We start from the raw sequence: 25,847 nt of genomic DNA on the forward strand, positions 1-25,847 counted from the left end.
TTATTGAAAGTAACTAAAATAAAACTATGCCAATCATAATTTTATAACACGGTATTAATAACTTAAGTTTGGTAATAAATTTAAAAGTGAATAAGATTATTAAGGACTAAATAGTATGCTTAAAATTGGATTAATTTCTGTATCAGATCGGGCATCGAATGGTACTTATCAAGACCAAGGTATTCCAACACTAATAACATGGTTACAAACCGCGTTAATAACCCCTTTTATAACAGAAAATCGAGTCATTGCTGATGAGCAAACTATCATTGAAACAACATTATGTGATCTGGTTGATAATTTACACTGTGATCTCATTATAACTACCGGTGGTACAGGACCTGCTCTGCGTGATGTGACGCCAGATGCAACATTAGCTATTGCTGATCGTGTTATGCCTGGATTTGGTGAACAAATGCGGCAAATTAGCTTACATTTTGTACCTACAGCGATTTTATCAAGACAAGTTGCAGTCATCCGCAATAAATGCCTGATTTTAAACCTTCCAGGTCAACCTAAATCGATCCAAGAAACACTTGAAGGTGTTAAAGATAAGCAAGGGAATGTAATTGTTAGTGGAATTTTTGCCAGTGTCCCTTATTGTATCCAATTGTTAGATGGACCATATATAGAAACCCACGAACAAATCGTTAAAGCTTTTCGGCCTAAAAATGCACATAAATAGAACTTATAATTTTATGCAGATTTAATGCATAATTATGTAATATTATTGTATAATTACATATCAATATCTTTTTAGTATTATTTGCTATTACTAATAAAATATACGACATTACATTTTTTATTGAAAAGAATAAGTAAGAACCTTCCAAGGAATATTATGAAACAAGATGAACTCACAAAAACTTTCAAAGAAATGCTTTTACAAGAAAAGTTCAGTTCACAAATTGAAATAGTTCAAGCTTTACAAGAACAAGGATTTGATAATATTAATCAATCCAAAGTATCAAGAATGTTAACTAAATTTGGAGCTGTCCGTACCCGAAATGCTAAATCAGAAATGGTATATTGCCTACCTGCTGAAATGAGCGTACCTACGACTAGTAGCCCATTAAAAAATTTAGTAATTGATATTGATTATAATAGTTCCATGGTAGTTATAAAAACCAGCCCTGGTGCGGCACAATTAATTGCTCGATTGCTTGATTCAATTGGTAAATCTGAAGGTATTTTGGGTTCAATTGCTGGCGATGACACCATCTTTAGTACACCAACAAAAGAATGCACTGTCAAAAAGTTATATCAAACTATCATCGAATTATTTGAACGTGAATTATAGATATGCGTAAAAAACAGCCTAATAATAAATAATTTTTGATATGTAATCTATTGACATAGTTAACAAAACAGTTAATCTTATGATTACTCAAATAAATGAGATTTTATAAAAACGAAGAGGCGCATTACTCAGGTAGATCATTTTAGGGACTGGAACCGCTGACAAATGATTAAGGGGATGTAATGCCGAGGTTTGATTGCTAATCCAGCAACCAATCAAATCGACTGCAAGGGCTGAATCCCTTGGGTTGTCACCCTAACAGGTGGAGCGCTTCATGGTTTGTACTTTTTCATCTGCAAATTGCACATTCCTCTCGCTCTATCTCTTTTAAAAATAAAAATTTTTAATATGAGGAATCCATGGAAACATCATTTGTAATTGCCAAATTTGGTGGTACTAGTGTTGCAGATTACTCTGCAATGGTAAATAGCGCTAACATTGTTATAGCAAATCCTAACGTTAAAGTTGTGGTGTTATCAGCTTCCGCGGGTATAACTAATTTATTAGTTGCACTAGCAGAAGGGAGAACCCCTGATGTTCGCGCACAACATCTTGCTAAAATTCAAACTATACAATACAGCATCCTAGAACAACTACCCGAAAACCCACAATTACGTGCTGAAATTGATCAGATCATCGCCAATATTGCTTCACTTTCTGAGGCAGCTAGCCTTGCTACTTCACCAGCATTAACTGATGAACTTGTCAGTCATGGTGAAATAATGTCATCTAAGCTTTTTGTCGAAATTTTGAAACAACAACAAAAACATGCTATTTGGTTTGATGTTCGTAAAGTAATGCGTACTGATAATAAATTTGGCAAAGCTGTACCTAAAATTGAAGAAATTAAACAGCTTTGCTGTGCCCATCTTAAATCATTAACTAATAATAGCATTATTGTTACGCAAGGATTTATAGGTAGTGAAAGCTCAGGTAAAACCACCACGTTAGGACGAGGTGGCAGTGATTATACTGCCGCGTTACTTGGCGAAGCATTAAATGCAACACAAATTGATATTTGGACTGATGTAGCAGGTATTTATACTACCGATCCTCGTATAACACCAGCAGCTAAGCGTATTGATGAAATCTCATTCGCCGAAGCGGCGGAAATGGCAACTTTTGGTGCCAAAGTTTTACATCCAGCCACTTTAGTCCCTGCTGTGCGTAGTAATATTCCGGTGTTTGTAGGTTCCAGTAAAGCCCCGCAAGCTGGAGGCACAATTGTTTACAATACCAATAGTATTACCTCAGAATTGCCTTCATTTAGAGCATTGGCACTGCGACGCAAACAAACATTACTGACCCTAACAAGTCTAAATATGCTATATGCTCAAGGTTTTTTAGCTAATGTATTTACCATCTTAGCCAAACATAATATTTCAGTAGATTTAGTTACTACTTCTGAGGTAAGTGTCGCATTAACAATCGATACTACTGGTACTAATACCAATGGCAATAGCTTATTAACCAAAGCGCTTTTTGATGAACTTTCTACAGTTTGTCTTGTTGAAGTACAAGAAGATCTGGCATTAGTTGCAATTATAGGCAATAACCTTACAACCACTAAAGGTGTTGCCAAAGAAGTCTTTGGCGCCTTAGATGACTTCAGTATTCGCCTTTGTTGCTATGGAGCAAGTACCCATAATGCTTGCTTTTTAGTAAAAAATAATGAAGCAGATACTATTATAAAATTATTGCATCACAATATTTTCGAAAAATAAGTTTAATGCTTGTTAGCTACAATGATTCCGTCAGTATCCGCCGACGGAATCAATATTAAACTATTTCAGCACTATATAATACTAATTCAATAAACTGTGATTAATCAGTTAAATTTTCTTTTTTACCTAAAATTAACCTACTACTGTTCTATATTATTATTATCTGTAATTGCAAGTTGATTGAGTAAATATCCTTTTTTTGTTATATTGCCAACAATTTCATATTCCGTAAATATGTCAATTTATCATTAGGATATTTTATGCTTAAGATCTATAACACTCTCACTCGTGAAAAAGAACTATTTCAATCTATTACTCCCAATAAAGTCGGGATGTATGTATGTGGAGTGACTATTTACGATCTTTGTCATATCGGTCACGGCCGTACTTTTGTCGCTTTTGATGTCATCACTCGCTACTTGCGTTTTTTAGGTTATGATTTAACCTATGTCCGTAATATTACCGATGTTGATGATAAAATTATTAAACGTGCACTTGAAAATGGTGAAACATGTGATCAACTAACTGACCGTATGTTACAAGAAATGTATGCCGATTTTGACGCACTCAATATTAAACGTCCTGATGCTGAACCACGAGCTACTCGCCATATGCCCCAAATTATTCAGCTAGTCGATGAACTCATTAAAAAAGATCATGCTTATATTGCCGATAACGGTGATGTTATGTTTGCGGTAGATAGTGATCCCAATTATGGAATTTTATCGCGTCAAAATTTAGAACAGCTTCAAGCCGGTGCTCGCGTAGATGTGGTTGATGTAAAACGTAATCCAATGGACTTTGTACTTTGGAAAATGTCCAAACCCAATGAACCTAGTTGGGATTCACCATGGGGTAAAGGTCGTCCCGGATGGCACATTGAATGTTCTGCTATGAACAGTCACCAATTAGGTCACCATTTTGATATTCACGGTGGTGGTTCTGATTTGATGTTTCCGCATCATGAAAATGAAATTGCCCAATCAACCTGCGCTCACGACGGGCAATATGTTAACTATTGGATGCACTCTGGCATGGTAATGATTGATCAAGAAAAGATGTCAAAATCATTAAATAATTTTTTCACTATCCGGGATGTGTTAAAACATTATGATGCCGAAACTGTCCGTTATTTTTTACTATCAGGTCATTATCGTAGCCAATTAAATTACACTGAAGAGAATTTAAAACAAGCCCGAATAGCACTTGAACGTTTATATACCGCATTACGAGATACCGATGCTAACCACCCTCACACTACTCCAGATAGCAATTATTATCGGCAATTCTGTAATGCTATGAATGATGACTTTAATACGCCAGAAGCATATTCAACCCTATTTGATTTAGCTAGAGAGATTAATAAGGCTAAAGCTGATAATGATATGTCATCAGCCAATGAATTAGCCGCTGAATTACGTTATTTAGCTTCAGTTCTTGGACTGCTCGAGCAAGATCCTGTTAAATTTTTGCAAGGTGAAAACCAAGATAATGTTGATGCCAACTTAATTGAAGCTTTGATTAAACAACGTAATGAAGCCCGAGCTGATAAAAACTGGGCTTTAGCTGATGATGCCAGAGACAAATTAAATGCCATGAATATTATTGTTGAAGATGGTGCCAATGGCACTACTTGGCGTAAAAAAAATTAATAAATATCCATTAGTATATGGATATTAAAACACCCACATTCCAGTGGGTGTTGTTATTAAAAATTATCGCAATTTCTTATCAATTGAAGTTAAAATTCCACGTAAAATATTTAATTCTTGCTGTTCAACACGTGCACGACTAAATAACCTCCGCAAACGCCCCATAATTTGCCCGGGGTGATTAGCATTAATAAAACCTGTATCTAATAGAGTCTGTTGTAAATGCTTATAAAAGCGTTCAATATCAGCATTAGCAGGGAAATCAACTTCGGTAGCTTCAATCGACTTACAGGTATGTTCTTGAGTATTTAACATCGACATGCGAATTTCATAACAAAGCACTTGAACTGACATAGCCAAATTTAAAGAACTATAATCAGGATTAGCAGGAATACTAACATGATAATCACATTTTTGTAGTTCATCGTTAGTTAACCCTACGCGTTCACGACCAAATACCAAAGCTACTTTGCTGTTAACTGCTTGTTGTACAATTTTGTCAGCACATTGTTTGGGGGTTAAATTAGGCCATTGTAAACTACGAGAACGAGCACTGGTTCCTATCACGAGATTACAATCAGCAATCGCTTGATTTAGTGATGAAAAGATATGCGCATTTTTAATAATATCACTAGCGCCTGCTGCTAACGAAATTGATTGAGAATCAGGCTTAATAATCGGGTTTACTAAACAAAGATTGGTTAATCCCATAGTTTTCATAGCTCTTGCGGCTGAACCCATATTGCCCGTATGAGATGTTTCAACTAAAACTATTTTGATATTATCTAAATAATGCACATTATCCTCATTTATCACGCTTAAAACTGCTAATTTTAGCTAGTATATACTAAAACAAGGCCACATTTGTACGATATTACTTATAGTAATAATTATTTATTGATGCTGCTTTTTTTAAAACAATATTATATTTAATATATATAACAAATTAACAAAACAGTTTTCACTTTAATTATATAATAATCAGATTGTTATAATTTTTTTATTGACGAAATACAAATAATTTGCCAATGTAGTCACAAGCAACATTAAACATGTTAGCAATATTGGTTAACAACTATAAGGAGATCTACTATGACTTTAAGTATTACCAGTAAACAAATGGATATAACTCCAGCAATTCGTAGTTATCTAGAAGATAAATTTACTAAATTAGATAAATGGAGAGCACAGTTAATAAATCCTCACTTTATTTTATCTAAAGAACCTGATGGATTTATTATTGATGCAACGATTGCTACAAAAGGATCTCCATTAGTTGCTTCTGCCAAGCATACTGATATGTATGCTGCAATTAATGATCTTATTGGTAAACTTGAAAAACAGCTCAATAAACTTCAACATAAAGGTGAATCTCGCCGTGCATTTGACAGCATTAAAGGAGCGGTAGCTGAAGAAGAATAGTTTAGATCATACCAATAAATTTAATTTAAAAAGGCACTTTAAGAGTGCCTTTATTTTTTTGCTTGTTATAATATTGCATCGCTTGTTAATAATATAAATCAAAAATGACTGCTAATCCTTTACTACCATTACGAGACAAAATTACCGAACTTGATAAATCCTTGTTAGCTATTTTAGCAAAACGACGGGAACTAGCTACTGAGGTAATTCATACCAAAATTGCTGCTAACATTCCTGTTCGTGATACAGAACGTGAACGTTCATTGATAAAAACCTTAATTAATCAAGGCAAAGAATATCATCTCGATGAACTATTTATTAAACGTTTATATCAGATCATCATTGAAGATTCCGTGCTTTTGCAACAAAAAATTCTGCAAGAAAAACTGAATCATGGTGCGATTGTTGCCGCTAAAGTGGCTTTTCTTGGACCAAAAGGGTCTTATTCGCACTCAGCTGCTCGTCGTTATGCTAGTACACACTTAGAAAAAATGATTGAATCTGGCTGTACCACTTTTAAAGATATCTTTGAACAAGTTGAAAAGGGATTTGTTGACTATGGTATTTTGCCGATTGAAAATTCAAGCTCTGGTTCTATTAACGAGGTCTATGATTTACTACAAAAAACTAATTTGCATATAATCGGCGAACTTTCACTACCTATTGATCACTGCATATTGGCAATACCAAATACTCAGCTTGAACAAATTGATACCGTTTATAGTCATCCCCAACCTTTTCAACAATGCAGTCATTTTTTAGAAAGTTTCCCTCATTGGAAGATTGTCTATTGTGATAGCACCTCATCAGCCATGGAAACAGTGGCTAAATTGAATAGCCCTAAAGTTGCTGCTATGGGCAATAAAGACGGCGGTGAATTATATGGTTTACAAGTGCTAGAACATAATTTAGCTAATCAAAAAGAAAACATTACTCGCTTTATTGTGCTAGCCCGTAAACCAGTTGATGTTTCCGATCAAATACCAGCAAAAACCACTATTTTAATGAAAACCGGACAGCAAGCAGGTGCGCTGGTCGATGCTTTATTAGTCCTGCGTGAACATAATATTGTCATGACTAAACTTGAGTCTCGTCCAATTCATGGTAACCCTTGGGAAGAGATGTTTTATATCGATTTACAAGGCAATATAAATTCTTATGAAATGCAAACTGCGTTAAAAGAATTATCAGCAATTACTTTATTTTCAAAAGTGTTAGGTTGTTACCCAAGTGATTCGATTGCGGCGGTAATATAATTATTGTGACAACACAACATTTTTCGCAAGCAGTACTGCAATGGTACGAGCAATATGGTAGAAAAACGTTACCATGGCAGATTGAAAAAAGTTCTTATCATGTCTGGCTATCTGAAGTCATGTTGCAACAAACCCAAGTTGCAACAGTGCTCCCTTACTTCAAACGTTTTATTGAACATTTCCCGACTATTGTTGATTTAGCTAAAGCGCCAATTGATAGTGTGCTGCACCTGTGGACCGGACTAGGTTATTATGCTCGGGCACGCAACCTACATAAAACAGCACAAATAATTAGTGAGCGATTTCATGGCCATTTTCCCAAACAATTTGCAGACGTAGTAGCCCTACCTGGTGTTGGTCGTTCAACTGCTGGCGCTATTTTATCGCTGGCACAAAATCAACATTACGCAATCTTAGATGGCAATGTAAAACGCGTGTTAACTCGTTATTTTGCTATTGAAGGCTGGCCGGGTATCAAAACAATTGAAAATAAACTATGGCTGTTAAGCGAACAGGTGACTCCACAGCAACAAGTTGCAAAGTTTAACCAAGCAATGATGGATATTGGAGCAATGGTTTGCACTCGCAGCAAACCCAAATGTACACTCTGCCCTTTACATATTGATTGTATTGCTTACCGGACAGAAAGTTGGCAACAGTTCCCAACTAAAAAGCCTAAAAACACTATGCCCGAAAAAACGGCTTACTTTTTAATACTTGAACAAGATCATTGTGTTTGGCTTGAAAAAAGACCTTCCGTAGGTATTTGGGGGGGATTATATTGCTTACCCGAGTTTGCTAGTGAACAAGCATTATTTGATTGGTTAAATCAACATGGCATCAAAACAACTACACCTCAGCAGTTAATTTCATTTCGCCATACTTTTAGTCATTTTCATTTGGATATTATCCCTATCCATTGTGAAATATTAAATTATAATAAATGTTTAGATGAATCTGTTAATTATTGGTATGACCTAAAAACCCAAGATGCTAAAATCGGGCTTGCTACACCTATTTATAAATTATTACAACAATTAAGTAAGTGAGATCACCATTCTGCAAATCTTGCCTTTTTAGTTTATAATCTACCATCTTTATTTTCTTTTATTTCTATCTATGCACAGCAAACAATCTCAAAGTTTATCGGGTTGGTTAGTATTTTTAATGGCGTTTGCTATTGGTGTAACTATTGCTAGCAATTATTACGCACAACCACTATTACATTCCATTACTGCCGATTTACATATTGCCATTGAACATGCCGGCTCCATTATTATGACGGCTCAATTTAGTTATGCTGTTGGCTTACTGTTTATTACTCCACTTGGTGATAAAGTTGAACGCAAACAATTAATCCTTATTTTGATGGTTTTAACTACTTGTGGACTAATAGTTAGTGCCTTATCGCAAAATTTATGGATGTTAATTATTGGTACCGCAATAACAGGACTATTTTCTGCGGTTGCCCAAGTACTAATTCCCTTTGCAGCTACACTAGCTAAACCAGAACATCGTGGTAAAATTGTTGGCACATTAATGAGTGGTATGTTATTGGGAATTTTGCTGGGGCGATCATTTGCTGGTGCCATTTCATCAATTGCCGATTGGCACGATGTCTATTGGATCGCAACGGTAATCATGAGTATCGTAACCCTACTTCTTGGACTATCTCTACCAAGTTATCGAAATAAAGCCAATATTAATTATTGGCAATTGATGTTTTCAATTGGCTCGCTGTACCGGCAGGAACGCACCTTAAGAATTCGCTCAGTACTTGCAATAATTTCGTTTGCCATATTTTCACTCTTATGGACACCGTTAGCCTTTTTATTAAGCGATCCTCCTTATCATTATTCTGATTTTATTATTGGATTATTTGGTTTTGCTGGTGCAGCTGGCGCCATGGGATCACCAATTGTTGGCAGGTTATCCGACAAAGGCAAAGGGGTTATTGCTACTTCGATTGGATTAACTTTATTATTAGTTTCATGGTTACCACTATCATTGGCGCATTACTCTATAATTGCTTTAGTCTTAGGTGTCATACTGCTAGATTTTGCCGTACAAGTCACACATGTTTCCAATATGAATGCTATTTATCAAATTCGACCTGAAGCACGTAGCCGCATGAATACCGGCTACATGGTTAGTTATTTTATTGGCGGAATGTTAGGTTCAGTTACATCTACTTACTTATACAGTCACTACGGATGGTTTGCCATTATTGTTAGCGGCATTATGCTTGCTTTAATTGGTATTATTGCTTGGAGCCATTATATTAAAACATATAGCACTCCTGAAACTTCTTGTCATACTTAATTTTGTCAGCTTTTTAAATTAAGGATTATTTTGCTCTCAATTATTTGATATTTTAATTTTTATAATAGACTAATAATAGCTAACCACTATAAAACGGTATAAGATGATATATAAGTAAGAAAGTAACATTATGTCTATTTTTATGTTTACTTACTCTAATGAGTATAAAAGTATTGAATGAACTTAAACTATGGAAATTAAAATTATTTTTCAAAATTTAATAATAATTTTATCTTAATCTACTTATTGTGATTCAAGGAATTATTTATGGCTAAAATATCTTATCTCAATACTCCATATAGTATAAAAAACTTAACACTCAAAAATCGTATTGTTATGCCACCAATGTGTCAATATACTGCTACGGACGGAATGCCGAATGATTGGCATTTTGTTCATTATGTATCGCGGGCAATCGGTGGCGTTGGGCTAATTATTGTAGAAATGACTAACGTTGCGCCAAATGGTCGAATTTCACCTAATTGCTTAGGTTTATGGAATGATGAACAACGAGATCAATTTAAACGTATTGTTGATGCCGTGCATGCGCAAAATGGTAAAATTGCAATTCAAATTGCACATGCAGGTCGTAAAGCTTTAGGTACAGATGATGTTATCTCCTGCTCGTCGGTTATTTTTGATGGTAACAACGAAGCAGATCCAAAATGGCAATATAAAATGCCACGTGAACTATCCAAAGATGAAATACTAGCTATAATTCAACAATTCAAACAATCAACCAAACGGGCAGTTGAAGCTGGATTTGACGCTATCGAAATTCATGGTGCTCATGGTTACTTGATTCACCAATTTTGTTCGCCAAAAACCAACCTTAGAACTGATGAATATGGTCAGGATAAACTGTTATTTGGTGAGCAGGTACTTAAAGCGGCTAAATCGGTGATGCCTGCTGGTATGCCACTTATCGTGCGATTTTCTGCACAAGAATATGGAAAAAATGGTTATGATGTCGATTATGGTCGCAAAATAGCTAAGCGTTTTGCTGAAGCTGGCGCTGACGTTTTAGACGTAAGCGGTGGTGGTGATGGACAACTAGATCCAACACATACCCCAGACTTTCATGCCGGTTATCAGGTTTACTTGGCTCGTGCAATTAGGCCAGTAACTAATCTACCGATCATTACTGTAGGTATGCTCGAAGATCCTTATCTTGCTGATTATGTAATAAGTACTGGTGATGCCGATTTAGTTGCTATTGGCAAAGGTTTACTACACGATCCGTATTGGACGTTACATATACCTGATTCACCTTTTGTTCCAAAACCATATAAAGTTGCTTTTTAATAACAGAATAGATTTTAATTCAATATATAATCCTGTAGTTATACTACAGGATATCGTAACGCAAAATAACTGTTTAAATATGCATTGCATATTTGATTAGCTGTTTTTTCAATGGTGAACAGTGATCAATGGCATTCATTCCTATTGTACGGAGCATTTTTTTCAACAAAAGATTGCCATTAAACATATCTTGGATAGTTCGCATTGCAGCTAACATAACCAAAGTATCTTTACGACGAGCAAATTGATAGGTTTGCAAATTTATTGGTAACCCAATATCTTTATTACAATTAATTAAGTTCTTAATCGTTGCAACTAAAAGTGCTGAATCTTGAAATCCTAAATTAACTCCTTGACCAGCTAGAGGATGAATAGTGTGTGCGGCATCGCCAATCAGTACTAATCGATGTTTTATAAACCGTTTCGCAAACCTTGCTTTGAGTGGAAACACCATCCGCGGATTAATTAACTGACAATGGCCGACTTTGTCTCCGGTTAAAGCCAATAACTCGTTAGTAAATTCAGATTCCGGAAGAGTAGCTAAATTAGTTGCAATTTCAGGCTTTGTCGACCAAACTAAGCAACTTTTATTAGCTTGCCAAAGCGGTAAAAACGCTACAATTCCATTTGGATAAAAAATCTGCCTAGCACATGATTGGTGTGGATACTCTGTGGTTACAGTTGTTATCAGCGCATGATGGATATAATCTCGAGCCATAATTGGAATATTTTGTTGTTGGCGTATCCATGAATGTGCACCATCAGCACCAATAACTAGTTTAACTTGTAAAATGGTATTATCTGCTAATGTTAAATAAGCATAATCATCATTAAATACACTATTAACCGCTTCACTGTTAAAAAAGCTAATATTCGAACAAGTTAATGCATATTGATAGAGATAATGTGATATGACATGATTTTCGATGATATAACCTAAATTTTGATAACCAAAATCTTGAGCATGTGCTGATAATTGGGCTCGCCCTCCTTTTTCCCAAACACCTATTTCAGAAAAAGCTTGAACTCGTTGGCTAGCACACAAATCATCCCAGATACCAATTTGAGAAAAATAATTCTGGCTTGAACCATTAATCGCCGAGGCACGCACTCCTATTATATCAGAATCTAAATCTGCATTTTGCTGAACTTTAGTATCAATAAGGGCGACATTAAGATCACTTTGACTAAGCGCACAAGCTGTAGCTAAGCCAACTAACCCTCCCCCTACAATAGCTACATCGAAATTAATACTCATAATATTATGCTTACTTTTTATCTAAACTATTATCATTTTTAGATTCTATCTCATCATCGTTCATTGCTTTTTTAAAGCCTTTCAATGCAGTGCCAAGATCTGAGCCTAAATTACGTAACTTTTTAGTTCCAAATAATAGGATAACTACTGCAAGGAAGACTAAAAGGTGTGGGATACTAAATGACATAGGCAAATCCTCTTAAAATAGACATGATAATTATATTTGTTATTGGATTAAAAACGGTTTGTAATGGTTTTTATTATACTATGTTTATGAATGGATTTCATGAAGAGTTCAAGAATAAAAAAGACCTGTATAAAACTATACAGGCCAACATGAAATATAAGGAATATAAGGAAAGAAAACAATGAAAAATCCTTACCTTGCTTATTATCCATTTTTTTTCGCTAAAGTCAACGTTTTTATTTGCTTTTTGCAATATTATTTAAATGATAAAAAAACCAAATAAATCAAGCGCAAATAAAATAGAATAGAAAAGCAAGCAAGATAAATACATAGCAGTTCATTTGATATATGTCAATTTTATAAATTTTTATTTATTGAAAGCATAATTAATGATATAAAATTATTAAAAAACAGCAAATATAAGCAGAAAAAACATATTTTTTCGCATTTTAAAAAACAAAAAATATTTTTTAAAAGTGAGAGATCGCTCATAAAAACAATTTTAAAAAACAGAAATGCACATTTAAAAAATAAAAATAGACGCTTTAATAACGTTTTTTCGCCGGATAAATGTGTGTGAAAATATTATTATATGCATTATAATAATAGTATGGATGAAAAAAGAAAAAAGAGTCAGCAATGAATATGATTAAAAATAAAAATGTCAAAACTTTCAAAGACAGATTACAAATTTCAATGCAAGGATTATCTGTTTCTGCCTTTGCTAAAAAATGTGATATGTCTGAAACTGTGATCAGAGATTATTTATCAGGAAAAACATACCCTTCGCTTACTCGTTTAGACGTTATCGCAGAAAAATGTAATGTATCGTTCAATTGGCTAGCCACTGGCTATAAATTGGAAGTATTAGATTCTGAAGATAATGAAGATATTTATAATGAAAATATCTATCGGATTCCTGTTTATAAAAAACAACAACCTTCAAAAACAGAAGCACAGACGCAGCGCTATATTCGTGAAACACCACCCGTCATGAATTATCCAATTGTAGAAGGTTGGGCCTCTCATCGAGGATTAGATATACAAAAGTTAATTCTCTACTGGGCTAAAGGTGATTTAATGTCACCAGAAATTGAAAATAACAATGGATTAATTATCAATACCGAAACAGCGGACATTATTGATGGTGCCATTTATCTAATTGAGTATGAGGATTTCACTATGTTAAGGAAAATCCGCTTAACTCTTGGTAGTTGGATATTAATATGTAATAACAACCAATATCCAACTATTGAAATTCCCAAAACGGATATCAATAAATATCGTATTATTGGTCGCGTGGTACAAATAATTAAAGATATTTTTTAACCAATTAATAGCCATAAATCTTCATTCAAGATATAATCACATCAACGAGGGGAAATTATACGAAATTTTCCCTTCTTTTCTTTTTTATTGCCTCAGTAACAACAGGTATAAACTTAAGTGACTATCATTATGATTTTTATTTTTTAATTATTAGATTGTGTTAGCTATTTAAACTCTCCCTTCATGTTAAATGTCATTGATATAATTATCAGTGAACAATCTTATTAATAATTAGGTTCGTTATGTATCGATTTTTTGAAAAAATGGTATCACCTTATCCTAAAGATGAACCACAGCCTGCGGCTAAAAATATCTTTAGTTTCATTTTCCAAGCAACTAAAGGTACACGTATTTTTATATTATTACTGATCATTCTGAGTGCGTTAGGCGGTGCTTTTGAGGCTTTTTTGTTTGCCGCACTTGGCAAAATTGTTGATTGGTTAGCCGTTGTCGAACCGGATCAGTTTTGGCAACAAGAAAAAGGTACTCTAATGTTATTAGCATTAGTTATCTTAGCGAGCACATTAATAGTTGGATTACAAACTATTATAAAACATCAATGTTTAGCTGGAAATTTTCCAATGAGGATGCGTTGGAATTTACATAGATTAGTACTTAATCAAAGCATGCGATTTTTCCAAGATGAATTCGCCGGAAGAATATCAGCTAAAGTGATGCAAACGGCTTTAGCCGTTAGGGATACCTGCTTTTTAATTGCTGATATTTTGATATTTGTGCTTATTTCATTTATCACTATGGCTACAATAATCGGCCAACTAGCACCTTGGTTATTACTGCCCTTCATGGGTTGGTGTGTTATTTATGGTATTGCCATGTATTATTTTATTCCTCGGCTCAGTAAAGTTGCCAGTATGCAAGCTGATGCTCGTTCAACCATGACTGGGCGAGTAACTGATGCTTATACTAATATTATGACAGTAAAACTATTTACCCATGCGGGAAATGAAGCTAAGTATGCCCAAGAATCAATGGATGATTTTTTAATCACCGTAAATAAACAAATGCGCTTAGTGAGTAGTTTTGAAATAGTGAATCATTTATTGACTATTTCATTAATATTAAGTACCACTGGCGTAGCTTTATGGTTATGGACAAATCAATTAGTACAAATTGGAGCAATCGCTACCACCACAGCGGTAGCACTGCGTTTAAATGGGTTATCACATTGGATCATGTGGGAAATTGCTGGTTTATTTGAAAATATTGGCGTTGTTGAAGATGGGATTAACACTTTTTCAGCAGCCAAAACAGTAGTAGATCATCCCCATGCTACTCCACTTAAAGTTAACCAAGGAAAAGTCGAATTCAAACATGTTAATTTCAGCTATGAAGAAAAATCACATAATTCGGTGATTCAAGATTTTGACTTGACCATTAACCCTGGTGAAAAAATTGGTTTAGTGGGTCGTTCCGGAGCTGGCAAATCAACACTTATTAGTTTATTACTACGTTTTTATGATTTACAAAACGGGCAGATTATTATCGACGGTCAAGATATTACTACTGTTAGTCAAGAAAGTTTACGTGCTCAAATTGGTATGGTAACTCAAGATACCTCTTTATTGCATCGTTCAGTTCGTGAAAATTTACTCTATGGTAATAATTCCGCCAGTGAGCAAGAAATGATAACAGCCGCCCAAAAAGCTCAAGCCGATCACTTTATTCAATCATTAGTCGATGCCAATGGCAGGAAAGGTTATGATGCTTATGTTGGTGAACGTGGTATTAAACTATCTGGAGGACAACGGCAACGTATTGCTATTGCTCGTGTCATTCTAAAAAATGCCCCTATTTTACTTTTAGACGAAGCAACGAGTGCCCTAGATTCTGAAATTGAACAAGCCATTCAAGAAAGTTTATACACATTAATGGAAGGTAAAACAGTTATCGCTATTGCTCACCGGTTATCAACCATTGCGGCAATGGATAAATTAATCGTACTCGATCAAGGTAAGATTATTGAACAAGGTAGCCATCAACAGCTGCTACAAAAAAATGGTTTATATGCACAACTTTGGAAGCACCAAAGTGGTGGTTTTTTGGGGGATACGGTATAACTATAAGAACTTGATAATGTAAAGATGTTTCAGGTCAGGTATATGTTTTAGTATAAAAACACTATCTGACCTGTAAATAAATTCACTTAATTATTAATTAATGAAATTTTTATAAAATTCTGATTCAAATCGCATTATAGCGCCATTTTTAGGTTCACCTTGACTATCAGCCTGATAACCCGACAATAACTGCACAAAGGCAATATAACTACCATCCGATTTTGGAATAAATCCAGCTAAATTATAACTACCTTGTATATATCCAGTTTTAGCTCGAATAGCCTGTTTAAATGGCGGTTGACTGAAGCTTTTACGATACTGTAAAGTACCATCGACACCAGCAATTGGCAGTTTTTCAATAATCCCTAGTTGAGAATTATTAATAGCGATATACTGCAGAATTTCCATTAATTTATCAGCGCTAACTAAATTCAGTCGCGACAATCCAGAGCCATCTGCTATCACCAAATTTTCAAGATTTATTGCTGCTTTTTTGCGTAAAATTTGCTTGACCGCATCCCCACCATTACGCCATGTTCCTTGAATATTGAAATAATGTGCTCCTAATGTTCTAAAAATAGCATCAGCATACAAGTTATTTGATTTTTTGAGCATCACGGTTAATAATTCGGAAAGAGGTGCTGATTGACTGGAAACTAATAAGTTTTTTGCATTGGTCTTTTGATTTTTTTCGATAAGCGTGCCACTATAAGTGATCTTTTGTTGTTTAAATTCATTTTTTAAAATCGAAGAAAAATAATCAATACCATCAAGTACGGCAAATTTTAATGGCGTTTTTTCAGAACTTGCGGCGATACATCCAGATAAGTGGTAGCGATTTTTGTCAGAATAACTGACATCTAATTCACAATATTTATCATTTAAATCCTTGCTATTACTCGCGATAGTTTTTACATCCGCTGTTACTATTACCGGATTACTAGACGATACCGAAACCGATGCTCTACTGCCAATTTTTCCGGGCGTGATAGTAGCATAAAAACAGCTATCATCGATAATAGCTGCTGACGGTGGTGCGTTGTAGCAAGCAGTTAAGTTATTCCAAGACCAACCTTCTGCTTTATCGTGACTAGTAAATATTGAAGTATCTAACACAATATTTCCTGATATTTTTTCTATGCCTTGTTGACGTAATGAAGCTAGCATATTCTTCAATCGATCTCTGGTAAAAGTGGGATCACCACTTAACTGAATAATAAGATCACCATTTAACTGTCTATTACTAATTGAGCCATTAGTTAATATTTTGGTCACAAAACGAAAATCGCTGCCTAGCTCTAATTGTGCAGCTAGTGCAGTTATAACTTTTTGCGTACTGGCTGGTTGTTTAAATTGATCACTTTTGTATTTGGCTAATGTTTTATGATTATTACCCACGGATTGTACTAAAATAGATAAATCACTACCTTTAGGTAAAGATGTAATATAAGGTTCAACCGATTGTGCTTGTAATAAAAAAGACATAAAGGGAAGAATAAATAACAGAAATATTCTAAAATTGGTCATGGGTATTTGCTCAAAATATGATAAAACTAAAACAGTTAAATAGGGATAACAAATATATCTTTTTTTGATCATGCTATCAATATATACTCAATCACTTTTATAATTGTGCTTTATTGATATAAATTGCAGAGTTTACTAACTAATTTACTTCAATCCCAAACTTAAAATTAGGTAACATAAATATGGTTCAAAGCTCATTAGGGTTTCCAATAGAAACTGTATTAGTATTTGTTGGATTATCTATAGTTGCAATCTTTATAGATTTATATGCGCACCACCAAGATAAACCCATTACTCTAAGTAATGCAATTATGTGGTCACTTTTTTGGATTGCTGTAGCTTTAGGTTTTGCACTTTATTTATATTTACACCATGGCAGCGAAGCGGCTAGTTTATTTATTACCGGCTATGTGCTTGAAAAAGCACTGTCTGTCGATAATCTTTTTGTAATTATGGCGCTTTTTTCATGGTTCGCAATCCCCAATAATTATCGTCACCGTATTCTTTATTGGGGAATAATTGGTGCAATTGTATTCCGCGCTATTTTTGTACTTATTGGCACAGAATTATTGTCTTTAGGGCCATGGATGGAATTAGTATTTTCGGTGGTTGTGGCGTTTACTGGCATAATGATGCTAAAAAAACAGGATAATGCTGAGATACAAGATTATTCCAAACATATTGCCTATCGCATCGCAAAACGCATATTTCCGACCTACCCTAAAATAGTTGGTCATCATTTTCTATTAAGTCAAAAACAACTAGATGCTGAACTTGGTAAATCTGAGAATAGTGATTTAATCAATAAGATCCCAAAAAGTTTTTTATATGCCACCCCACTATTTTTATGCACTATGGTAATTGAACTGAGTGATGTTATGTTTGCCTTTGATTCGGTTCCCGCAGTTATCGCGGTAAGCCGGGAACCGTTAATCGTTTATAGTGCCATGATTTTTGCTATTTTAGGGTTAAGAACCATGTATTTTGTATTAGAAGCTATGAAGCAATATCTAGTACATTTGGGTAAAGCTGTTATCTGTTTGTTATTTTTTATTGCCATAAAATTAGCGCTAAATGCAAGCAATCACTTATTTGGACATGGAATTGATATTAGTCCAATAATAAGCCTGTATATTGTATTAGGTATGTTATTGATAGGTATTATTGCTAGTTTTATTTGGCCCCAAAAGAACAATAAGTAATTATGGTAGATAAAATTTGACTATGGCAGGAATTCACCTGCCATAATTATTAAGTTTATTGGCGTTTTAATGAACGGAAATAATAGCTTATTGCTAAAATAATAAACCAAATTGGCGTTGCAATTAAGGCCTGACGAGTATCAGTCTCGAAAGTAAGCAAAACAATCACAAATACGAAAAATGCTAGGCATACATAGCACATGCACACACCACCAGGCATTTTAAATTGCGATTGCTGATGTAATTGGTCTCTTTTACGACAATAAGCAATATAAGAAATAAGGATCATCGACCAAATAAACATAAATAAAATAGCCGATATCGTGGTTACTATGGTAAATGCTTCCATAACATTCGGCACCAAGTAAATCAACACCACACCACCAAATAAACAAGTACAAGAAAATAACAAGCCATTGGCTGGAACTGAACGCCGTGACAATTTACCAAAACGCTCTGGCGCATCTTGTTTTTTTGCTAAACCAAATAGCATACGACTCGTTGAATAAATTCCACTATTCGCCGACGATGCCGCTGAAGTAAGTACTACAAAGTTAATAATACTGGCTGCTGCTGGTAAACCAATCAAAGTAAATAATTCAACAAATGGACTTTTATTTGGTGAGATCGCACTCCATGGTGTCACACTCATAATTATAATTAAAGCAAATACGTAAAAGAAGATTATACGTACTGGCACGGAATTGATAGCTCGGGGTAAGTTCTTATTAGGATCTACAGTTTCGGCAGCTGTTGTTCCTACTAATTCAATACCCACAAAAGCAAAAATAGCTATCTGGAAACCGGCGAAAAAACCCATAGAACCATTAGGGAAAAAGCCGCCATACTCCCAAAGATTGGAAAATGAGGCAATAGTATTGGTTTGTTCAGAATGGAATGCTGTAATAATTAATACCAGACCAATGGCGATCAGTGCCAGAATTGCAATAATTTTAATCATTGAAAACCAGAATTCCGTCTCACCAAACATCCTCACTGTTAATAAATTCAATATTAACAATACGGTAACTGTTAATATCATGGGGATCCATGCTTGTAAATCCGGGAACCAATGCTGAGCATAACCAGCAATGGCAACCACATCGGCAATACCTGTAATAACCCAACAAAACCAATAAGTCCAACCAGTAAAAAAACCTGCCCAAGGCCCTAATAAATCATTGGCAAAATCACTAAAAGACTTATAGTTCAAATTTGATAATAGAATTTCTCCCATTGCCCGCATAACAAAAAACAGTATAAAACCGATAATCATATATACAAAGATAATTGACGGACCTGCCAGACTAATCGTCTTTCCTGAGCCCATAAATAACCCAGTGCCAATTGCACCACTAATGGCAATTAATTGAATATGTCGGTTGGAGAGGTTTCGCTTAAGATCATGGTTTGAAGATTTGTTACCCATCGCTATAGTTACCTTTCATGTTTCATACTTCTAAGAGTTATTGTGGAAACATAGGACTATAAAGATTAAAACATCAAATCGCAAGCTGAATCGCCATGAAAACTTTTTATGACAATATAGTAATTATTGGTAGTTTCTTATAATAGAATTGTGTAGCATAACCATCTATAGTTTTAACTTATTATAATTAACTAACAAGATGAAAGAAAACAACACATACAAACGTCTTTATATTTCATGTATTTTACTGGTTTTATTCGTATTAACTGGCTGCCAAAGTAATTCAAATAAACAAGTTAAACTTGGGCAACAATATAAAGATGGTAAACTTACATTACCACTAAATGTTCGTCACCCGCAACTAGGTATTCCCGTAAATATTTCTGATTATATAATTCAAATTAGCAAAATAAAATCAACATCACCTTCTTTATATCGTAAAAATGAACATATTTATAAAGCTATTGATGCTTGGATAAACCGTTCATTAGGTGCTGATGAATTCAATAAAGTTGGATTAAATAGCTATGAAATGGCGGGACAAGATGGGTTTGGTAATGTTCATTTAACTGGTTATTACACCCCGGTAATCAAAGCTAGACACACTCCATCTGCTGAATTTAAATATCCAATTTATAAAATGCCACTGGCTACTAAAGGACGTTTACCAAACCGTGAACAGATTTATAATGGTGCCCTTAATGGTAAAGGACTAGAGCTTGCTTATAGTAATTCCTTAATGGATAATTTCATTATGGAAGTACAAGGTAGTGCTTTTATCGATTTTGAAGATGGTTCGCCATTAGTATTTTTCTGTTATGGTGGCAAAAATGGCCATGGCTATTCCAGTATTGGGCGATTACTTGTTGAACAAGGCGAAATAGAAAAAGAAAACATGTCCATACAAGCTATAAAAGATTGGGCTAAAAATAAAAGTGAAAAACAACTTAAAGCATTGTTCATTCAAAATCGTTCCTTTGTATTTTTCAAACCACAATATAATGCGGAAGTAAAAGGTGCCGCTGCTGTACCTTTAATAGCCAATGCCGCTGTTGCTTCAGATAAATCATTAATTCCAATAGGATCTGTAGTCTTAGTTGATGTACCATTACTTGATAATGATGGCCAATATCGAGGCAGACGAGAAACTCGTTTAATGGTTGCACTAGATGTAGGTGGTGCAATTAAAGGGCAACATTTCGATCTTTATCTAGGTATTGGTGAAAAACCAGGTAAACTAGCAGGTTATTACAACCATTATGGACGAGCTTGGGTAATAAAACCTTAACTGAAGCTCATCGACGCCATTAAAGTAAACTGATAAAATGGTAGTAATGTATTAGTTTTAAGGATAATTCATGAGATTGTGCGACCGAGACATTGAAGCATATTTACAAAACGGTAAACTAAAAATCGTACCGCAACCTACGCCAAGTTGTATTAACGGAGCAACTGTCGACGTAAGATTAGGTAATCAATTTCGAACGTTTCGAGAACATACCACGCCTTACATTGATTTAAGCGGTCCCAAACAGGAAGTATCAGCCGCTTTAGAGCGAGTAATGAGTGAAGAAATGATACTGCCTGAAGGAGAGGCTTTTTACCTCCACCCGGGAGAATTAGCACTTGCTGTAACATTAGAATCTGTTACTATTCCCGATGATTTAGTTGGTTGGTTAGATGGTCGTTCATCTTTGGCTAGGCTTGGTCTCATGGTACATGTTACGGCTCATCGTATTGATCCAGGGTGGCAAGGTCAAATTGTGTTAGAATTTTATAATTCAGGTAAAATTCCTTTAGCCCTTAGGCCGGGTATGACAATTGGAGCACTGAGTTTTGAAACCTTAACTGGACCAGCACAAAGGCCTTATAATCGAAGACAAGACGCTAAATATAAAGATCAGCAAGGTGCAGTTGCTAGTCGTATTGATAAAGACTAATAAACACTTATATTAACTTAATAAAGGAACATAAAATGTTCAAAAGAATATTAGTTATCTTCTTTATCCTAATTTTGATTATTACCATTGCTATCGTCTCATTAATTGTTTTTGTTGATCCTAATAATTTTCGAGGATTCATATCTTCTACGGTCAAAGATAAAACTGGCTATGAATTAACCATTGAAGGCAATTTGCGCTGGCATATTTGGCCACAAGTGAGCATATTAAGTGATTCAGTAACACTGTCTAATAGTGGTGCGCAAAAACCAATTTTAACTGCGGATAATATGCGACTAGATGTAGAATTATTGCCTTTATTTTCCAAAAAACTAGCAATAAAAAATGTCTTTATTAAATCAGCAATTATTAATGTTACTAACGAAAGTAAAGGACAAAATACTAAGTCTCTGCCTCAATCTCAAATTAATTCTCAAGCAACTACTACAAATCAAACTCCAAGCGAAACCGAATTAAAAAATTCAACCAATTGGGCTAATACTTTAAGTAAATTTGAAATTACTGATAGCACAATTGTCGTACAACACAATGACGATTTAGTTAACTTTAGGAATCTTAATTTAATTGTTGAACAAACGGCCAATAAAACTGTTACTGTTGATTTAAAAGGAAATGTTGATAGGAATCAACAAGATTTGCTCTATTCAGTTCAAGCTAATGTTAATTTAGCTCAATTTCCGGAGCAAGCAATTATAGAAGTCAAAAACATCGACTACACTTACAAAGGCATTGGTGTACCTTCAGGTGAACTAAAAGGTAATATAAAAGCGACTTTTGATTATCAGCAAAGCCCGCTTATATTGAAAAGTCAAAATTTGATCTTTTCAGTTAATAATAATAATTTTACTGGCATGCTTGTTGCCAATTTAGATAAAAAACCTGAAATCGAATTACTACTTAATACCGATAAAATCGATATTACACCTTTCTTACAACCTAAAGGTAAAACTAACGAAAATACCACTATTCAACAAACTGCACCAGTAGTATCTAGTGTTAATAATTCTAATAATGAACTCAGTGTCTTAAGTACATTTAATGCTAAAGCCAATATTGACATCAAAGAATTAATTGCCAATCAGATAATATTAAATAATATCAATTCTAATTTTGTTAATAATGAAGGTATTACTACATTTAATAATATCAGCTTTGATTTTGCTAAAGGCAAGATTGTAGCTACTGGAACGGCTAATGGTAAACAAAAAAATACCCAAATAAAACTTAATACCAAAATTAATAATGTTGATCTTAATACCTTTTTTAAACAAATAGAAACACCAAATGATCTAGAAGGTACATTTAATGCTACCGGAGATTTGGAAGCCTATACCTTTACACCGTCAAAACTAATCGAAAGCTTACGTGGTAATTTTGCTATTAATGTTACCAAAGCTAAACTTGTTAATATCAATATTCAAAATATTATCCAAGCTGCTGCTGCACAGTATACTAGAGATATAACTCCCCCAGAAAATCAAAAAAATTATACTGAATTTGACAAAATACTAGCTAAAGGTTATTTGAATAATGGTAATATGGAATTAAATTCCTTAACTGCTAACTCCGGAACTCTCGATGTCATCGAAGGCTCGGGAAGAGTTGGTATGATTAAACATGATTTAGATGTTAATTTGAGCTTAAAAATGTTAGGTGGTTGGCATGGTAAAAGTGAAACAATAACAAAACTTCAACAGTTAACCATTCCACTACATATTTTTGGTAAATTTGCTAATCTTCACTATCAAATTGACATGGAAAAATTAATTAAGGATTTGTTTGAAAATAAACTTCAACAAAGCTTAGATAAATTGCGTAATAAACTTGAAAATCGAGATTCAAAAGACGATTCAAAATCTAAAAAACATAAAGCTGCAGATATTTTGGGTGGATTATTAATAAAATAAATTGCCATCAAATGAAAAAAACAATAAAAAAGGTGAATTAATTTCACCTTTTTTATTGTTCACAATCATATAATTATAAAATAAATTTACTAAGATCTTCATCTGCAACCAGTTTATCTAAATGATCACCAACATATTTAGCATCAATAGTAATAGTTTGACCACCAAGTTCACTAGCTTCAAAGGATACTTCTTCCATTAAACGTTCTAGTACTGTATGTAATCTGCGAGCACCGATATTTTCGTTTTGCTCATTAACTTGCCAAGCCGATTCAGCAATTTTACGAATTCCATCTTGAGTAAAATCAATAGAGACACCTTCAGTTGCCATAAGCGCTTTATATTGCACAGTAAGTGATGCATTAGGTTCCGTTAAAATGCGTTCAAAGTCTTCACTAGTTAATGCTTGTAATTCAACTCGAATTGGTAAACGCCCTTGAAGTTCAGGAATCAAATCAGACGGACTTGCAGTTTGGAAAGCCCCTGACGCAATAAATAAAATATGATCGGTTTTTACCGAACCATGCTTAGTTGAAACAGTACAACCTTCAACTAAAGGCAATAGATCTCGTTGCACACCTTCACGAGAAACATCTGGTCCTGATGAATTACCTCGTTTACATACTTTATCAATTTCGTCGATGAATACAATCCCATTTTGTTCAACCGCTTCAATGGCCTCATGTTTAAGGTCATCTGGATTGACTAGTTTGGCTGCTTCTTCTTCAATTAATTGTTTTAAGGCATCTTTAATTTTCATCTTACGTGGTTTACTTTTTTGACCACCAAGGTTTTGAAACATAGATTGCAATTGATTAGTCATTTCCTCCATTCCTGGAGGTGCCATAATTTCGACACCAATGTTCACCCCAGCCAATTCGATCTCAATTTCTTTTTCATCAAGTTCACCTTCGCGCAATTTTTTACGGAAAGCTTGTCTAGCAGTAGAATCAGAATTATTTTCCACTTGCCCCCAGCCATCTTTAGCTGGTGGTACCAGTACATCTAAAATACGATCTTCTGCAAGTTCTTCAGCACGATTACGATTTTTCTCAATAGCTTCTTGACGAATCATTTTTACCGCTGAATCAGTTAGATCGCGGATAATTGAATCAACTTCTTTACCAACATAACCAACTTCGGTAAATTTTGTTGCTTCTACTTTTATAAATGGTGCATGTGCTAATTTTGCCAAACGTCTGGCTATTTCAGTTTTACCTACACCAGTAGGACCGATCATAAGTATATTTTTAGGCGTTACTTCATGGCGTAACGCTTCATCTAATTGCATACGGCGCCAACGATTACGCAACGCTATTGCAACAGATCGTTTTGCTTTTTCTTGACCAATAATATGTTGGTTTAATTCGCTGACAATTTCGCGAGGAGTCATTTCAGACATATTTATATTCTCTTACTCGGATTAATTAATAATTTAGTTCTTCAATAGTTTGGAAGTTATTGGTATACACACAAATATCTCCCGCAATTGACAATGATTTCTGGACAATATCGTGAGCAGATAATGAGGTATTATCTAGCAAAGCTCTTGCTGCAGCCTGAGCATAAGGACCACCTGAACCAATAGCAATTAAGTCATCTTCTGGTTGAATAACATCCCCTGTTCCAGTAATAATCAAAGATGCACTCTCATCGGCAACAGCAAGCAAGGCTTCCAATTTACGTAACATTCTATCGGTACGCCAATCTTTAGCCAGTTCTACTGCTGATTTAGTTAAATGACCTTGATGCATTTCTAATTTACGTTCAAAAAGCTCAAAAAGTGTAAAAGCATCTGCCGTCCCTCCGGCAAAGCCTGCAATTACTTTATTATTATATAAACGACGGACTTTACGCGCATTACCTTTCATTATAATGCGTTCACCAAGAGTAACCTGACCATCACCACCAATAACAACTTGTCCTTCTCGACGAACACTGACAATTGTTGTCATATTCTGCTCCTTCTCTTAAATAACTTTGTTTAG

General features: G+C 34.6%; 22 protein-coding genes and 1 riboswitch. Of the genes, 15 read left to right on the plus strand and 7 right to left on the minus strand.

Annotation, left to right across the window (positions count from 1 at the left end; genetic code table 11):
• Positions 1 to 115 precede the first annotated feature (115 nt).
• From mog to cysS, 4 genes are all read left to right on the plus strand, one after another.
• Positions 116 to 685: a molybdopterin adenylyltransferase gene (mog, locus tag A9G12_RS08500; protein WP_065565400.1), complete on the plus strand. Its 570-nt coding sequence runs from the start codon at positions 116 to 118 to the stop codon at positions 683 to 685.
• A 156-nt stretch (positions 686 to 841) separates the two neighbouring features.
• Positions 842 to 1,300 (plus strand): transcriptional regulator ArgR, encoded by a 459-nt coding sequence (gene argR / locus A9G12_RS08505; protein ID WP_065565401.1) that lies wholly within the window; start codon positions 842 to 844, stop codon positions 1,298 to 1,300.
• A gap of 106 nt (positions 1,301 to 1,406) precedes the next feature.
• A riboswitch (Lysine riboswitch) is annotated at positions 1,407 to 1,581 on the plus strand.
• A gap of 78 nt (positions 1,582 to 1,659) precedes the next feature.
• Positions 1,660 to 3,024, plus strand: a complete 1,365-nt coding sequence (gene lysC, locus A9G12_RS08510; RefSeq protein WP_065565402.1) for a lysine-sensitive aspartokinase 3 — start codon at positions 1,660 to 1,662, stop codon at positions 3,022 to 3,024.
• Between the two features lie 260 nt (positions 3,025 to 3,284).
• Positions 3,285 to 4,676 carry a cysteine--tRNA ligase gene (gene cysS, locus A9G12_RS08515; RefSeq protein WP_065565403.1) on the plus strand — a complete coding sequence of 464 codons (1,392 nt, stop codon included), beginning with the start codon at positions 3,285 to 3,287 and terminating at the stop codon, positions 4,674 to 4,676.
• 63 nt (positions 4,677 to 4,739) lie between these two features.
• On the opposite strand, the gene trmJ is transcribed toward cysS, so the two are convergent.
• On the minus strand, positions 4,740 to 5,474 hold the full coding sequence (gene trmJ, locus A9G12_RS08520) for a tRNA (cytosine(32)/uridine(32)-2'-O)-methyltransferase TrmJ (protein ID WP_081299721.1): 735 nt from the start codon (positions 5,472 to 5,474) through the stop codon (positions 4,740 to 4,742).
• A 294-nt stretch (positions 5,475 to 5,768) separates the two neighbouring features.
• Here trmJ and raiA point away from each other — a divergent pair, with 294 nt between their 5' ends.
• From raiA to A9G12_RS08545, 5 genes are all read left to right on the plus strand, one after another.
• On the plus strand, positions 5,769 to 6,098 hold the full coding sequence (raiA, locus tag A9G12_RS08525) for a ribosome-associated translation inhibitor RaiA (protein WP_065565404.1): 330 nt from the start codon (positions 5,769 to 5,771) through the stop codon (positions 6,096 to 6,098).
• Between the two features lie 104 nt (positions 6,099 to 6,202).
• The gene (pheA, locus tag A9G12_RS08530; RefSeq protein ID WP_065565405.1) at positions 6,203 to 7,354 is read left to right on the plus strand and encodes a bifunctional chorismate mutase/prephenate dehydratase; all 1,152 of its coding nucleotides are present in this window, start codon (positions 6,203 to 6,205) and stop codon (positions 7,352 to 7,354) included.
• A gap of 2 nt (positions 7,355 to 7,356) precedes the next feature.
• A complete protein-coding gene (gene mutY / locus A9G12_RS08535) occupies positions 7,357 to 8,403 on the plus strand; it encodes an A/G-specific adenine glycosylase (RefSeq protein WP_065565406.1) in 1,047 nt (348 codons plus the stop codon).
• A gap of 118 nt (positions 8,404 to 8,521) precedes the next feature.
• Positions 8,522 to 9,676 (plus strand): MFS transporter, encoded by a 1,155-nt coding sequence (locus A9G12_RS08540; RefSeq protein ID WP_218056607.1) that lies wholly within the window; start codon positions 8,522 to 8,524, stop codon positions 9,674 to 9,676.
• Positions 9,677 to 9,943: 267 nt separating this feature from the next.
• Positions 9,944 to 10,981: an NADH:flavin oxidoreductase/NADH oxidase gene (locus A9G12_RS08545; RefSeq protein WP_065565408.1), complete on the plus strand. Its 1,038-nt coding sequence runs from the start codon at positions 9,944 to 9,946 to the stop codon at positions 10,979 to 10,981.
• A gap of 73 nt (positions 10,982 to 11,054) precedes the next feature.
• Here A9G12_RS08545 and A9G12_RS08550 read toward each other — a convergent pair whose 3' ends face one another.
• Together A9G12_RS08550 and A9G12_RS08555 are read right to left on the minus strand one after the other, a co-directional pair.
• Complete coding sequence (locus A9G12_RS08550; RefSeq protein ID WP_065565409.1) at positions 11,055 to 12,239, minus strand: FAD-dependent monooxygenase; 1,185 nt, start codon at positions 12,237 to 12,239, stop codon at positions 11,055 to 11,057.
• A 10-nt stretch (positions 12,240 to 12,249) separates the two neighbouring features.
• Entirely contained in the window at positions 12,250 to 12,426 is a 177-nt protein-coding gene (locus A9G12_RS08555; protein WP_065565410.1) for a Sec-independent protein translocase subunit TatA, read from the minus strand.
• A 639-nt stretch (positions 12,427 to 13,065) separates the two neighbouring features.
• Between A9G12_RS08555 and A9G12_RS08560 the strand changes: the two genes are divergently transcribed.
• Together A9G12_RS08560 and A9G12_RS08565 are read left to right on the plus strand one after the other, a co-directional pair.
• Positions 13,066 to 13,755 carry a LexA family transcriptional regulator gene (locus A9G12_RS08560; RefSeq protein ID WP_065565411.1) on the plus strand — a complete coding sequence of 230 codons (690 nt, stop codon included), beginning with the start codon at positions 13,066 to 13,068 and terminating at the stop codon, positions 13,753 to 13,755.
• Positions 13,756 to 13,997: 242 nt separating this feature from the next.
• Positions 13,998 to 15,833 (plus strand): ABC transporter ATP-binding protein, encoded by a 1,836-nt coding sequence (locus A9G12_RS08565; protein ID WP_065565412.1) that lies wholly within the window; start codon positions 13,998 to 14,000, stop codon positions 15,831 to 15,833.
• Between the two features lie 93 nt (positions 15,834 to 15,926).
• Here the strand turns inward: A9G12_RS08565 and dacB are convergent, their stop codons facing one another.
• Positions 15,927 to 17,360 carry a serine-type D-Ala-D-Ala carboxypeptidase gene (gene dacB, locus A9G12_RS08570; protein WP_065565413.1) on the minus strand — a complete coding sequence of 478 codons (1,434 nt, stop codon included), beginning with the start codon at positions 17,358 to 17,360 and terminating at the stop codon, positions 15,927 to 15,929.
• 182 nt (positions 17,361 to 17,542) lie between these two features.
• Here dacB and A9G12_RS08575 point away from each other — a divergent pair, with 182 nt between their 5' ends.
• Positions 17,543 to 18,562: a TerC/Alx family metal homeostasis membrane protein gene (locus A9G12_RS08575; RefSeq protein ID WP_065565414.1), complete on the plus strand. Its 1,020-nt coding sequence runs from the start codon at positions 17,543 to 17,545 to the stop codon at positions 18,560 to 18,562.
• Positions 18,563 to 18,617: 55 nt separating this feature from the next.
• On the opposite strand, the gene cycA is transcribed toward A9G12_RS08575, so the two are convergent.
• A complete protein-coding gene (gene cycA / locus A9G12_RS08580) occupies positions 18,618 to 19,991 on the minus strand; it encodes a D-serine/D-alanine/glycine transporter (RefSeq protein WP_065565415.1) in 1,374 nt (457 codons plus the stop codon).
• A gap of 199 nt (positions 19,992 to 20,190) precedes the next feature.
• Here cycA and mltA point away from each other — a divergent pair, with 199 nt between their 5' ends.
• The 3 genes from mltA (at position 20,191) to asmA (ending at position 23,859) form a co-directional block, all read left to right on the plus strand.
• The gene (gene mltA / locus A9G12_RS08585; RefSeq protein WP_065565416.1) at positions 20,191 to 21,279 is read left to right on the plus strand and encodes a murein transglycosylase A; all 1,089 of its coding nucleotides are present in this window, start codon (positions 20,191 to 20,193) and stop codon (positions 21,277 to 21,279) included.
• A gap of 70 nt (positions 21,280 to 21,349) precedes the next feature.
• Positions 21,350 to 21,931, plus strand: coding sequence for a dCTP deaminase (dcd, locus tag A9G12_RS08590; protein WP_065565417.1), 582 nt, complete (start codon positions 21,350 to 21,352; stop codon positions 21,929 to 21,931).
• Between the two features lie 35 nt (positions 21,932 to 21,966).
• A complete protein-coding gene (gene asmA, locus A9G12_RS08595; RefSeq protein WP_065565418.1) occupies positions 21,967 to 23,859 on the plus strand; it encodes an outer membrane assembly protein AsmA in 1,893 nt (630 codons plus the stop codon).
• Positions 23,860 to 23,932: 73 nt separating this feature from the next.
• Here the strand turns inward: asmA and hslU are convergent, their stop codons facing one another.
• Together hslU and hslV are read right to left on the minus strand one after the other, a co-directional pair.
• Positions 23,933 to 25,261 (minus strand): HslU--HslV peptidase ATPase subunit, encoded by a 1,329-nt coding sequence (gene hslU / locus A9G12_RS08600; RefSeq protein WP_065556331.1) that lies wholly within the window; start codon positions 25,259 to 25,261, stop codon positions 23,933 to 23,935.
• A 25-nt stretch (positions 25,262 to 25,286) separates the two neighbouring features.
• On the minus strand, positions 25,287 to 25,814 hold the full coding sequence (gene hslV / locus A9G12_RS08605; RefSeq protein WP_065556332.1) for an ATP-dependent protease subunit HslV: 528 nt from the start codon (positions 25,812 to 25,814) through the stop codon (positions 25,287 to 25,289).
• Positions 25,815 to 25,847 lie beyond the last annotated feature (33 nt).

The sequence above is a fragment of the Gilliamella sp. wkB112 genome, assembly GCF_001690685.1.
In the GTDB taxonomy this organism is placed as follows: Bacteria; Pseudomonadota; Gammaproteobacteria; order Enterobacterales; family Orbaceae; genus Gilliamella; species Gilliamella apicola_J.